Origin of the sequence: Trichocoleus sp. AS-A1, from assembly GCF_039962015.1 — a bacterium.
Lineage (GTDB): Bacteria > Cyanobacteriota > Cyanobacteriia > Cyanobacteriales > FACHB-T130 > FACHB-T130.
The window spans coordinates 105,525-117,644 of the sequence record NZ_JAMPKG010000020.1; the positions used below are offsets into that span (position 1 = coordinate 105,525).

The 12,120-nt window shown below is 48.5% G+C and carries 12 protein-coding genes, 1 tRNA gene and 1 pseudogene; 3 read left to right on the forward strand and 11 right to left on the reverse strand.

Annotated elements, in window-relative coordinates:
- Window positions 1-195: 195 nt before the first annotated feature.
- The 4 genes from NC994_RS16690 to NC994_RS16705 form a co-directional block, all read right to left on the reverse strand.
- Window positions 196-1,305, reverse strand: coding sequence for a glycosyltransferase (locus tag NC994_RS16690; RefSeq protein WP_190437605.1), 1,110 nt, complete (start codon window positions 1,303-1,305; stop codon window positions 196-198).
- Window positions 1,306-1,546: 241 nt separating this feature from the next.
- Window positions 1,547-2,701: an NAD-dependent epimerase/dehydratase family protein gene (locus NC994_RS16695; RefSeq protein WP_190427239.1), complete on the reverse strand. Its 1,155-nt coding sequence runs from the start codon at window positions 2,699-2,701 to the stop codon at window positions 1,547-1,549.
- 39 nt (window positions 2,702-2,740) lie between these two features.
- Entirely contained in the window at window positions 2,741-2,926 is a 186-nt protein-coding gene (locus tag NC994_RS16700; protein WP_190437608.1) for a hypothetical protein, read from the reverse strand.
- A gap of 88 nt (window positions 2,927-3,014) precedes the next feature.
- Complete coding sequence (locus NC994_RS16705) at window positions 3,015-3,605, reverse strand: chromophore lyase CpcT/CpeT (RefSeq protein WP_190411745.1); 591 nt, start codon at window positions 3,603-3,605, stop codon at window positions 3,015-3,017.
- An 82-nt stretch (window positions 3,606-3,687) separates the two neighbouring features.
- Between NC994_RS16705 and NC994_RS16710 the strand changes: the two genes are divergently transcribed.
- On the forward strand, window positions 3,688-4,602 hold the full coding sequence (locus NC994_RS16710; protein ID WP_190437611.1) for an ADP-ribosylglycohydrolase family protein: 915 nt from the start codon (window positions 3,688-3,690) through the stop codon (window positions 4,600-4,602).
- A gap of 171 nt (window positions 4,603-4,773) precedes the next feature.
- Here NC994_RS16710 and NC994_RS16715 read toward each other — a convergent pair whose 3' ends face one another.
- Both NC994_RS16715 and NC994_RS16720 read right to left on the reverse strand, forming a co-directional pair.
- Window positions 4,774-5,148, reverse strand: coding sequence for a surface-adhesin E family protein (locus tag NC994_RS16715; RefSeq protein WP_190411747.1), 375 nt, complete (start codon window positions 5,146-5,148; stop codon window positions 4,774-4,776).
- 125 nt (window positions 5,149-5,273) lie between these two features.
- Complete coding sequence (locus NC994_RS16720) at window positions 5,274-6,452, reverse strand: esterase-like activity of phytase family protein (protein WP_347276533.1); 1,179 nt, start codon at window positions 6,450-6,452, stop codon at window positions 5,274-5,276.
- Between the two features lie 150 nt (window positions 6,453-6,602).
- On the opposite strand from NC994_RS16720, the gene NC994_RS16725 reads away from it, so the two are divergent.
- Window positions 6,603-7,931, forward strand: coding sequence for a tetratricopeptide repeat protein (locus NC994_RS16725; protein ID WP_190437613.1), 1,329 nt, complete (start codon window positions 6,603-6,605; stop codon window positions 7,929-7,931).
- A gap of 524 nt (window positions 7,932-8,455) precedes the next feature.
- On the opposite strand, the gene NC994_RS16730 is transcribed toward NC994_RS16725, so the two are convergent.
- The 5 genes from NC994_RS16730 to NC994_RS16750 all read right to left on the reverse strand — a co-directional run bounded on the left by NC994_RS16730 (window position 8,456) and on the right by NC994_RS16750 (window position 11,552).
- Window positions 8,456-9,703, reverse strand: coding sequence for an aminotransferase class V-fold PLP-dependent enzyme (locus NC994_RS16730; protein ID WP_190437616.1), 1,248 nt, complete (start codon window positions 9,701-9,703; stop codon window positions 8,456-8,458).
- Between the two features lie 29 nt (window positions 9,704-9,732).
- Window positions 9,733-9,804 (reverse strand) — tRNA-Asn (locus NC994_RS16735).
- Window positions 9,805-9,914: 110 nt separating this feature from the next.
- Complete coding sequence (locus tag NC994_RS16740; RefSeq protein ID WP_190411750.1) at window positions 9,915-10,463, reverse strand: NYN domain-containing protein; 549 nt, start codon at window positions 10,461-10,463, stop codon at window positions 9,915-9,917.
- Window positions 10,464-10,584: 121 nt separating this feature from the next.
- On the reverse strand, window positions 10,585-11,262 hold the full coding sequence (locus NC994_RS16745) for an ABC transporter ATP-binding protein (protein WP_190411754.1): 678 nt from the start codon (window positions 11,260-11,262) through the stop codon (window positions 10,585-10,587).
- A 23-nt stretch (window positions 11,263-11,285) separates the two neighbouring features.
- Window positions 11,286-11,552 carry a hypothetical protein gene (locus tag NC994_RS16750; RefSeq protein ID WP_190411751.1) on the reverse strand — a complete coding sequence of 89 codons (267 nt, stop codon included), beginning with the start codon at window positions 11,550-11,552 and terminating at the stop codon, window positions 11,286-11,288.
- A gap of 428 nt (window positions 11,553-11,980) precedes the next feature.
- Here NC994_RS16750 and NC994_RS16755 point away from each other — a divergent pair.
- Window positions 11,981-12,120 (forward strand): annotated as a pseudogene (locus NC994_RS16755) (photosystem II D2 protein (photosystem q(a) protein)); the annotation flags it as partial.

The window sequence follows — 12,120 nt, forward strand, 5'->3', positions numbered from 1 at the left end:
TTTGGTCTCCACCTACTGAGCTAATCGTTAACGCTTAAAAAATAAGCACCCACTAACTTAATTTAACCTCGGAGACCTGAAATCCTCATCCGTAGTGTTTAGGAATATGTATTAAATAGGAGCATTTCAGGGTTCAGTTATCAGTTGTTTTTCGGAAACCCTGACTGCTGAACCCTGACTGCTAATGATTGATTGTTAATGAATCGCTGATTCGTAGTAATTTTGCAACTGGCGGGTGGCGGCAGCCCAACCCCAGCGTTCGGCTTCGAGGCGGGCATTTTGCCGTAGGGTTTCCCGTTCTTCTTGATGGGCCAAAAGGCGCTTGGTAGCAGCGATCGCTCCCTCTTCATCTTTTGGGTCAAATAAATAACCGTTAACGCCATCGGTAACGATATCGGGAATCCCTCCGGAACGCGCGGCGACAACGGGACATCCGGCTGCCATCGCCTCCAACAGCACTAATCCTAAAGTTTCGGTGCGCGAGGGAAAAATAAAGGCGTCTGCTGAGGCAAAGGCTGAGGCGAGTTCAACGCCGGTCAGATAGCCGACGAAATGGGTGGGTGTCCCGGCAAAGTGTTGTTGCAAGGCTTGTCGATGGGGGCCATCTCCCACTAAGGCGAGACGCGCGTTGGGAATGGCTGCTAGGACGGGCTTAATGCGGTCAATTTCCTTTTCTGCGCCCAGACGCCCTACGTAGAGTAATAAAGGGCTTTCCGGGTGTCCTTGGCTAAGACGCGATCGCATTTCTCGGCTTGATAAGTGGGGCTGGAATAATTCTGTATCTACCCCCCGCTGCCACAAATCCACTCGCTGGATGCCATGACTGGTAAGTTCCTGCACCATCGCCGTAGAAGTACAGAGATTCAGCCGCGCTTGGTTATGGGCTGATTTGAGCAATTCCCACAGCACACCTTCTAACATTCCCAAGCCGTAATGCTGGAGATACTGGGGTAAATGGGTATGATAAGACGCTAGTAAGGGAATCTGCATCGCTTTGGCGTAATACAGACCCGCTAGTCCCAAAATAGCTGGGTTGACAACATGAATGATATCCGGTTGAAACTTCTCTAGTTGATAACCAATGGAGGGGCGGGGAAAAGCCATTTTCAACTCTGGATACCAAGGCAACGGGAAGCCAGAGACTCCGTAGATCCTGGCTCCTTTATATTCGGTTAACCCCCCATCTGGGGAAAAAATCAGCACTTCGTTGCCGCTGCGCTGTAAATGTTCAACGGTGTGGCGCAGGCGCGTCACAATGCCGTCAACCTTGGGCAAAAAGGTTTCGGTAAAAAGAGCAATTCGCATAATTCAGTGCTGAGGGATGAGGACTGAGGGCTGAGTGATAGATTTAAGAGCGATCGCGACTGAGGGCTAAGGACTCAATGAACGGTCAAGTCTGAGGAGTTATTAAAGTTTATCTGTCTTTTCAATGCAACAATTCAACCCAACAAATTGCTTGCCAGTTGCCACTCTCTCCTCTATCTTTCTTTTCACTCAGTCCGTGCTTCGCACCGCTTCGCTAACAGTCCTCAGTCCTCAATCCTGATTACTGACGGTGCCAAGAAACTTTGGGCATGATCTGATTTTTATCGACGCGGTGCTGGTACTTGACGGCAAAGTTGAGCAACGAGTCGAGTAGGGCGTCGGATAGGTAGTGAGGTTGTAAGCCGAGATCGAGCAAATTGGTGTTTTTGGCGTTGAAGTAGTGTTCTTCTTTCTCGACTCTGGGATTGTCGAGGTTGTGGATATCAACATTCAGTCCCAAGGAATTCCCGGCTTTTTTCACCATTGCGGCTAAGTCACCGATGCTAAATAGTTCGGTGAATTGGTTGAAGACGCGGAATTCGCCGGGTTGGGCGGGGTTCGCGATCGCGAGTTCCATACATCGCACCGTATCCCGAATATCCAAAAAGCCTCTCGTCTGACCGCCTTTCCCGTACACCGTCAGGGGATGCCCAATTGCTGCTTGGATACAAAAGCGGTTGAGTGCCGTCCCAAAGACTCCATCGTAGTCCAGGCGGTTAATTAACAGCTCATCCATGCCCGTCTCTTCTGTCAAGACGCCGTACACGACGCCCTGATTCAAGTCGGTGGCGCGTAGCCCCCAAATCCGGCAAGCAAAGTGGATATTGTGGCTATCATGAACTTTGCTGAGGTGATACATCGATCCGGGCTGCTTCGGATAGGGCAAAGTATCCTTACGCCCGTTGTGTTCGATGGTGATGTAGCCTTCTTCAATATCAATGTTAGGTGTCCCGTACTCGCCCATCGTCCCTAATTTGACGAGGTGACAGTCGGGGAAATCTTCTTTGATCGCATACAGCAGATTCAGCGTCCCCACCACGTTGTTCACCTGGGTGACGACAGCGTGTTCTCGGTCAATCATCGAGAAGGGTGCCGAACGCTGTTCCCCAAAGTGAACGATTGTCTGTGGTTCAAACTGGTGCAGCGCTGACTGGAGGAACTCGTAGTTAGTGATATCCCCAATAAATAGGTCTATGGATTTGCCGGTGAGGTCCTTCCAACGCTGAAGGCGTTGTTGAATGGGTGCAATAGGGGTTAGGGTATCTGCGCCTAGTTGCATATCCCAGTGACGCCGCACCAGGCTGTCTAGAATGCCGACTTCGTATCCTCGACTGGAAAGATAAAGCGCGGTTGCCCAACCGCAGTAGCCATCACCGCCAATAACCAAGACTTTCATACGGGTTCAATTAATCTTGCTTGCCAACACTCGGTAAATTTACCAGGTAATGGTACCTTCTAGACCATCGAAGTGAATTCCTTCTGAGCGATCGCCGGTACACCCCATCGAGCTTGTAGTCGTTTGATTCTTTCTCGTATTTCTTCCCTCCTTCGTCATCACTCTTTGGGAGGAAAGCGTTGTTGTCCCAGTGGCGGCGACCCAGCAATCAGGGCGACCTAGCAATCAGATGTGAAAGTGTCTCCAAGACCTCCAGATTGAAAGTTGAAGGTTCCTAGCGACAAGGAACCTTCAACCTTTAGCTTTGAACCCTTTACACCTTCACTTCCTCGGCAAAACTTCCCCAACGGACGAACTCGAAAGGACCCCCGACCGATCCCCAAATATGCTCATCGGTTTCGGGATCGCGTCCCCGATCGAGACTGATAAACCTGTTTTCGTCAATCTCAAAGGTGCTGTCGAGATAGGTGTTTTGACCTTTGCGAACCACCATACAACCTTTACCGGGTTCGACGTAACCTTTGAAGCTGTGGCCTGTCCATTCGACGATCATGTTACAGCCTGGTAATTTTTCCAGTTGGTCTGCTTTGAGGTTATGCAGGCGCTTGGGGTCGCGGGAGGCACCATAAAATTGTTCTTCATTCTTAACTGTGTAGTTTTCAATTTCGATGCGATCGCCATTCGTAATTAACTTTAAAACCCGCAGCCGATATGGGTCATTAATCATATAGTCATACGCTTGTTCCACCAGGAAACTCACGCCAGACAACAGTTCTAGCGGTAGGGGACGCATACAGACGCGGATATGGGCAAAGATGGGAGGATTTTCAAATGCTTGTGCCTGGTTGCTGAAATCTGCTGCCATCCAGCGAGCTAAGGTAGCAATATCAGTAGAATGCGTCATTGTTTATTAAAATGCCGTTGTTGAGAAATGATCCCCCTTATTTTAAGATGCGCGATCGCTCCTCCTAAAGTTTCTTGAAACGATGAAGCCATTAGAACGAATGCAGTTGTCTTTGACGGGGCTTTCTGTCGGAGATGCCTTGGGTGAAAGGTTTTTTGGGTTGGTAGAGGAACTGAACGAAAGAATCCAACAGCGTCAAGTTCCTCCCAGACGCTGGTGCTACAGTGACGATACCGAGATGGCACTGTCTATCGTGGAGACACTGTGGCGTTATGGGAGGATAGATCCCGATGCTCTTGCCGCAGCGTTTGCCGAACGCTTCAACCCTTCTCGCGGCTACGGTGCAGGGGCGCAGCAGCTGTTAACAAGGCTGCAATGGGGCGCAGACTGGCGCACGGCAGCTTCGGAGATGTTCGGGGGTACTGGTTCTTATGGCAATGGTGCAGCGATGCGGGTAGCACCGTTAGGCGCTTATTTTGCTCACGATCTAGACGCAGTGAGAGAAAACGCGATACTCTCAGCGCAACCAACACACGCTCATCCAGAGGGAATTGCTGGAGCGATCGCTGTTGCAGTTGCGGCTGCGATCGCTTACAGGGTGGGTGAAGGTGAATTGATGTCTGGAGAGCAATTTCTCCAATATGTTGTCGAAAATATCCCGGAAAGCGAGACACGTAGAGGCATTCGGCAAGCGATAGATATTCCGAGCGATCGCTCTCCACCTGTGGTAGCGCAACAACTGGGTTCCGGCTACAAAATTTCAGCTCAAGATACGGTGCCTTTTGCCCTGTGGTGTGCTGCCCATCATCTGGAAGACTACCAGGAAGCTTTCTGGGCGACAATTAGCGGTTTAGGCGACATGGACACAAACTGCGCCATTGTAGGCGGGATTGTTGCCCTTTCCGCACGCCAAAAAGGAGTCCCTACCCCGTGGATTCAGGCGAGGGAACCGTTGCCAGATAATTTTTCAAGCATTTTTGTTGGCGAAAGTTATTAAAAATGCAAAATCAAGTTAAAAAACTGAACGCGCTACCCGTTTTAGGTAGATGCACAGGAGATACACACAAGATTTTCTTGCTCCCCTCTCCGTGAAGGTCGAGTGGCTAAGTGTGAAGTTTTTCTTATCGCATTCAAATAGGTTTAAGCTGAAGAAAAAATCCCCTTTTTGTTATTTTTTTTTAGGTTCCTCTATCTGGGCTGGGCACACTGCTTGATAGAAATCCCCGATGATACTTCCCGATTGAATTTTTGCTTCTAGCAGCTTGTCGTTTTTACCTACGTCGATATCCCCGACAATCCGACCGCTTTGGTCAAAACGAATAGAGCGACGCCATCGGAATAAGCCTTTTTTACACTCTATTGCATGATAATTGTCCACCCCAATCGCACCATCTGCTTCCGGAGCTTGAAATAGATTCCGTCGCCAGAATTCTACAAGATTTCCCTGACGCACAATTCGCGCATCGTCGATATAGATAGGGGTGTTGTCGAGGGTTTTGCTTACGGGCACCCAAGCCGCGATCGCTCTTGACGTAGCAATCATTGTCATCAAGCTGATCCCGGATACTATAGCGAGACGCGAATGTTTGAAGGTAAACAACTTAGTCATGGGATTGCAAAGATTATCGAGATGAATTGAAGGGTGAGAAATGCGAGCGTCAACTGTTTTTAACGCTTACTTTTGAGTCGAAACAATAGAAACTGAGTCGTCTGTTTATCTTGGAAATTATCATCACTGACTAGAAGTAAACTTTGGCTGCCATCCGGCAAGCGGGGGCCAAAAGTCATGCCTTCCAAATTGCCCAACGGAATGCCTATTTCATCCAAGTCCAACAGCAACTTTTTCTTCACTGGCTCAATGCCGGTAAGCTCACCTTTAAGGCTGGGAACACTAGAAATATCTGTTGCCCCGCCCATTGCTGCCTGATAAATTCTCACCCTGTAACCTAACAGGCTCAAAGAACGTTCCAAGGTGAGGAAGTGCCCCCCTGCATCTAAAGATAAAAATTCCGGCAAGCCATCTTTGAGTGCCCCACTTGGAGGCGGTTCCATTGCATATAAATGTTCGGCAATCAACAGCGGTGGGCCATCGCTGAGCAAATAGTGCAAGATCCGACATTTTGCTCCCTGCTTTGAACTAATTGCTTCGCTATCCTGCATCAATGATGACTCAGTGGCAGTAAATAGACGAAACGGTTCCCCGGCTGCTGGGAGAGTACCGACGGGATTGAGGGTCAGGGCTTCAAACCCCAGGTTATTCTGGATGCCACGAGTCTGGGTTGTATTGCCACTGACATCGGGAAGATAGCGTTCCGGGATGGGTAAGTTCTGCCGCAAACGTCCAGTTTTTAAGTCAAACTCCCCGATAAAGGGGGGAATGCCATCGCGGGCGACCCCTTCACTAGAGATAAATACGGATTGTTGAGGAGACACGGCAATCCCTTCCGTATCCACCGTACTCTTGGGATAGGTGTTGCCATCTTCCTTGGTTAGAAAGGTAACGTTCTCAACTTCTACTTTCTGGATGCCAATTTTGCCATCGCTGGCATCATCGATAACCATGTTGAGAGTGTAGAACCGGGCTGGGGCAAACTTACTGCGGTCATCTGAAATTGCGTAAAAACGGTTCTGCTTCCGGTCGTAGGTCAGCCCCGATAAGCCGGAAACAGGTGTATCCTTAAATTTCGTCTTGGGCAGCTGGTATTCCCCCAAAAAGTCGAGGGATAGATCCAGAAAAACTCGATCTTGTGTCATTCCTGGCTGGACTCCGCAGGAAGTGACAAAAGTCAATAAGGCGATCGCTATCCCCAGCACCCAAGATCGTGGTCTAAATTGCCCACCGTTCACCAGCTTTCTCCTAAACTTCACAACAAGCGCGGAAACTATCGCTTTACTGTAGCAGTCAGTTGGGTGAGAAACGCTACAACTTCTGATATTAACCAGGTCTGCTTGTATAGTTTGTTATTAACAATTTAAACTGCTCGCGCTAAAAATATTATGCAGAATTTGCTTGCTCGTCTGTGGTTGCAGCAACGTCGCTCAAGCGCTTTAGGACTGGGAATTGCTGCCGTTTTGTTCCTACTGTGTTCTGGTTCTGCCGGATGGGCAGCAACTGCGGCGGATAATAAACCCAAACCCAACCCCTTAGAGATAACGACACCCGATCCGCTGCTGCCGCAGCCGCAGGTAGATCGTCCTCTGACTCTTCAAGAAATCAGCCAACTCAGGCAGGCTCTGGATGAATTAAATGCCCAGGCAGCTGCTCAGCTTAAAGCCGGTAATGCACCGGCAGCGTTTGAAATTTGGTATCGGGAATTGCGATTGCGGCGATCGCTAGGGACGGTGGAAGAGGTAGAAGCGCTAGGACGAGTTGGAGCGATCGCTTGGGAAAATAATCAAAAACTTGATTTGCAAATCATCACCAAGCGTTTGCAAGCAATTCAGGATCGGGCTTTTGGCAGGACACCAGAGCCGAAAGGCAAAACGCCGCGCCAGCAAACAAACTTGAATGGAGGCAAAACTGAAGAAATTGTTTTGTCTTCCCCTGTCTCGGCAGTGGACATAAAGCTGTTGCAAGCTTTGGGTCAAGCTTACCAGCAGATACGACTGCCAGCCCCCGCGCTGGAGGATTATCAGCTGTTGCTGGCTGATGCACGGCAGCGCCAAGATAAAGCCACAGAAGAGGCAATGCTGAAAATCATTGCCCAATTGCACCTGAACTGGTTTGATTATCCCAAGGCAGCGGCAACTTATGAGGAATTGCTGAGTTTTGCCACTCAACAGGGCGATACGGTCAACCAAGTGGTTTATCTGCAACAGCTGACTTACATTTACGACAAGGCGAAGCAACCGGAAAATTCTCTCAAAGTGAAGCAACGGCTGGCAGAAAGTTACCTTGCCATTAATGATCTAACTCAGATACCAGCGTTGAAGATAGCGATCGCTACCGATTACGAAGCTCTCAAACAACCAGATGAAGCGAGTAAAAACTACCAAGAAGCCTATAATATAGCGTGGTCTTTACAGCAGTTTGCTTCTGCCAGCGAAGCTTTGAAAAAACTAGGAGATCTCTACCGAACTTATAAACAACCTGAATATGCTTTGCAGGTTTATCAAGCTCTTTTGCAGGTAGAGCGGCAGTCCTACGATTACTATAACTTGATGAAAACCTACGACCAAATCGGTCAGATTTATCTAGAACGCGGGGACTTAGCGCCAGCAAAAGCAGCGTTTGAACAAGGGTTGGAATTGGCAAGGTCGTTAAAGTATCAGGAAACTTACTTTGCCAATCAGCTAGCGCGAGTGACTCAGCAAGGTTCGCAGTAGATATCGGTTCAGAGAAAAGCGATCTCTTGTTATCTATAAGCCGCAAGCATTTCCAATCTCCAATCAAAAATGGTCTAACTGGGCATTCTGCCCTTACAGGCGTTTGTCCCAGCAAAACAGAAAGCTTTATATTCCTTCAGAGAGAGTTAAGACCTCAGAAAGTTTCCCACCGAAGATTGATTCTGTTTGTTTTGGCAATTGATAACTTTATAAGTATAAAGACAGCGCGGTTCTGAGCCTAAGTATTAAATATTAGAACTGCTATCAAAATTATCTCCCTTCCTGAGATAGTCTTTCTCCCTTGGTTATAGACTTCTGTGATTTGGTGTTTGCTCTTAGAGCCAAGTAGAAATGCTTGGTTCGTTTTTTTTTCACAAAAAGAGTACATCTTACTTTTGTAAAAATGCAAACGTGAGTTTAGTCACGGTTTTAGAAATCCAGAAAAAACTGTAAAGGTAAGGTTAATTTCTATCTTCCAGGAAGGTTTTCTGGATGTTTTAGTGGCTTACATCAGTTGTCTTTCGTCAGCTAGACAGTAATTCCACAAGCGTTTTACCTAGATATTCATACTGCGCCGGAGTGTTGTAAAGTTGAGCTGAAATCCGAATCAGCTGTTTGGGAGGTGCAGGCCAATAAATTACCGGCACCTGAATCCCAAAGCGATCGCACAACGCATCTTGTAGTGGCGGCGTTATTTGCATTTCTCCTGGGCTGTCCGGTATTTCATCCGGCAATGGCACGGTTGCCATCGAACCAATCATCTCATCGGGACACGGTGGCGACACCTGTAGCGTTTCGCAAAGTAGTTGTCGTGCTGTCAAAGCCATTGCTCGGTTACGCGCCATCAATTCGCGCCATCCCCCCGGCAACAGCGAACCCAAAAACCGAATTGCCTCTGCGACACACAGATAAGCGCTGGGATCGTCGGTGCCCATCCAGTCGAATTCTAGATGAAAGCGCGATCGCTCTTTTCGGGGCGAGTTGGCACCATGACTAATCGTTAGCGGACGAATTGCCGATTGCTTGTCGCGCCGCACATATAAAAATGCGGCTCCTTTCGGGGAACACAACCACTTATGACAGTTGCCAGTGTAATAAGTCGCTCCGAGTTCCCGCAGATTCAGCGGCAGCATCCCTGGCGCATGGGCACCGTCTATCAGTGTATCGACGCCGCGCTCTGCCAGTTGGTGAGCGAGTTGCTGGATAGGAAAAATTAGCCCTGTCTGGCTGGTTACATGATCTAGCAGCGCTAGCTTTGTTCTGGGTGAAACCTGTTCCATCACGGCTTCGATGACTTGTTCTGGCGATGTGATGGGAAAAGGTACTGTCGCCACCACTATCCGCGCCCCAGTCCGACTGGCAATGAAATTGAGCGCATTGCGGCAGGCATTGTATTCCTGATCTGTTGTCAGTAATTCGTCGTCTGGGGAGAAAGCAAGCGATGCATCGCTCGGATCGGCTAAGCCAAGCGATCGCAATATCGCATTCACTCCAGTTGTTGCATTCGGGACAAATACCAACTCTTCTGGATCAGCACCCACGAACTGAGCTAACTCATCCCGCGCAGCATCCAGCAGCGGCTCAAATTCGCGCACAAAAAATCGCAAAGGTTCCCTTTCCAGTTGCGCTCGGAAGCGTTGTTGGGCTTCCAGAACTGGTAGCGGGCAAGCACCAAACGAACCATGATTCAGGAACGTTACGGCTGGGTCAAGCGACCATAACTTCTGAAATTCTGAATGACGAAGGATGAAGTCTGAAATTTTCTCTTTCATGCTTCATCCTTACAATTAAATTAATTAAACTCCCCAGGCAAGATTCGAACTTGCGACCAATCGATTAACAGTCGATCGCTCTACCACTGAGCTACTGAGGATCGTTCACTCAATCTTTTCAACAGTTACTAATATTAGCGAGTGCCAATATAACTTGTCAAGCCCTTTTATAGTTTTCTGAGAAATTTTTTTGAGCCGAATGAATGTTCAGTTATTTCTGGTTCAAACGCCACTCAGCCAGACGCTCGCGAGCTTTAGCATCCAGGGAATTCGCTAAAAAACGCCCCGACGAATGTTTCTTGGGTCTATTTTTGCGTATAACCGCACGAGCGGTTAATTCTACGTCGTAACCCAGCTGTTGCGCTGACATCCATTCTGCGCCATACCCCACTACTGTTAATTGCTGCGCCCGATCTGATGTAGCGACAATCAAGCGCCGTGCCGATCTGTAGGGATTGTAACGAAAGGAGGCACAGGTTTTTTCGATGTAAGTATCTGCTGTCTGCCCAAAATCTGTGTAATAGACTGATAGCTCGTGGGTGATAGATTCACAATTACTGCGTGTGTCTTGATACTGGGCATCAAATACAACTTGAGTTTCAAAGCCCTTAAAAGCGCTGTAATTGACCAAAGCCTCAATTAATTCAAGACGAGCGGCTTCTAGCCCATTGCGATCGCGGGTTCTTTGCAGGTAAGACCATAGTCCAATGACGTTGTAGCCGTCAACGAGCAAAACAGCCTGCGGGGATGGGCGTTGCATTGTTTTAAGCCAAGATTTTTTAGGTGAAAATAACTATTTCATTATCTTAACAATATAGTCAAGTCAGTTCTGTCGTCCTTTTTGCAGAACTAAACAAAACCTGCCCAAAAATAGTTTTTGTTTACAAGGAGGAATCTTGGGTTTGCAGGAGGCGTTGTCTTAAGCGTTTGGGTTCTCCTCGATCCACTACGCAGCCCTGCTCTAGTAAGAATGCCCCATCGGCATAATTTAACTCATCTAATCGATGCGTGACCCAAAGGGCAGTCAGACCCCGGCTTTTCACCAAGCTTTGCACTTGCGCGACTAAATCCAACTGAGAATCTGGATCGAGCAGGGCGGTGGGTTCATCTAATAGTAAGACTTCCGATCGGCGGGCGATCGCACCGGCAATGGCAATTCGCTGTTTCTGACCCCCACTCAGAGCATAGATGGGGCGTCGTTCCAGCGCGAGTAAATTAACCGCTGCCAGTGCTTGCTCTACCCGCCCGCGTATCTCAGCGGGCGAGAGATTTTCCTCCACCAGCCCAAAGGCAACATCAGCCCCGACTGTCGGCATCACCAACTGATGATCGGGATTCTGGAAGACAAAGCCAATTGGGTTTAATATCTGAATTTCTCCTGCTTGGGGACGCAACAGCCCAGCCAGTAATCTCAACAATGTTGATTTTCCACTGCCGTTGGTGCCCAAAAGCATCCAGAATTCACCCTTGGGCACCTCCAGAGAACAGGAATCTAAGACTTTCTCCCCTTTAGGCCAGTTGAAGCAAAGGTCTTTGACTTGAATGGCAGGCTTGACCATTTCGACACCAGCAGGAAACGTGTTCATTCAGCGAGGGCGAAGAAGCCGGGAGGTCTTCCAGCCGATGCTGTGCTGGATTTCTGAGATATCTGAACGGCAACAATCTCGCTACTGAGAATGCCGATTTTTTTCTCCGGCTGGCGTTCGCAAGTGAGTTCTAACAGTTGCGCGTTGCCAGAGCGGATTGCATTCAGAATTTCTTGGTAAACGCTTTGGGCATCTTCGTCTGACTTCCGTTGCACCGACAACGACATCGGCGTATTTTTCAAAATTAGGTCGATTGTAAACATGAGTTAAGCAATTGCAATTAAATATCGGCTCCACATCCCTAGTATCTCAGACGCGAGCCAGTTGCTGCCCGATGGGAAAATTCGTTGAGCAGGGGAGAAAGGATTTCATCTTCGCCTCTATCTTGGCGTTGGTAAGTTTCGCTAATCCTTTACTAGCCTGGACTTTAAGCGCACTCACCCCCTGAACTGTCGCGAGTGATGAACATCTGCGATCGCATCTGTCGCCCCTACCGCTAAATATTAAAATGAGTTAAATAAATTTACCCAAAACTGTGCAAGTTGGACATAATAAGATTAAACTCAGTAAAGAATCGTAAACTAGATTGACATCCTAGTTTGTTTTCTGCGTAGCCCATCTAGTGACAGATGGAGCCAGCAGAAACCGCGATGACTGTACTTATAACTAACCTGTTTGGAGATTTGCTGTCATGACTATCGCAGTCGGACGCGCGCCGAGTTCAAGAGGGTGGTTTGACGCCATTGACGACTGGCTCAAGCGCGATCGCTTCGTATTTGTCGGCTGGTCCGGCCTACTGCTATTCCCCTGCGCGTATCTGGCGCTAGGCGG

Coding starts and splice junctions, on each gene's coding strand:
- NC994_RS16690 (WP_190437605.1), bottom strand. CDS start 1,305: ATGCGAATTGCTCTTTTTACCGAAACCTTTTTGCCCAAGGTTGACGGC.
- NC994_RS16695 (WP_190427239.1), bottom strand. CDS start 2,701: ATGAAAGTCTTGGTTATTGGCGGTGATGGCTACTGCGGTTGGGCAACC.
- NC994_RS16705 (WP_190411745.1), bottom strand. CDS start 3,605: ATGACGCATTCTACTGATATTGCTACCTTAGCTCGCTGGATGGCAGCA.
- NC994_RS16710 (WP_190437611.1), top strand. CDS start 3,688: ATGAAGCCATTAGAACGAATGCAGTTGTCTTTGACGGGGCTTTCTGTC.
- NC994_RS16715 (WP_190411747.1), bottom strand. CDS start 5,148: ATGATTGCTACGTCAAGAGCGATCGCGGCTTGGGTGCCCGTAAGCAAA.
- NC994_RS16725 (WP_190437613.1), top strand. CDS start 6,603: ATGCAGAATTTGCTTGCTCGTCTGTGGTTGCAGCAACGTCGCTCAAGC.
- NC994_RS16730 (WP_190437616.1), bottom strand. CDS start 9,703: ATGAAAGAGAAAATTTCAGACTTCATCCTTCGTCATTCAGAATTTCAG.
- NC994_RS16740 (WP_190411750.1), bottom strand. CDS start 10,463: ATGCAACGCCCATCCCCGCAGGCTGTTTTGCTCGTTGACGGCTACAAC.
- NC994_RS16745 (WP_190411754.1), bottom strand. CDS start 11,262: ATGGTCAAGCCTGCCATTCAAGTCAAAGACCTTTGCTTCAACTGGCCT.
- NC994_RS16750 (WP_190411751.1), bottom strand. CDS start 11,552: ATGTTTACAATCGACCTAATTTTGAAAAATACGCCGATGTCGTTGTCG.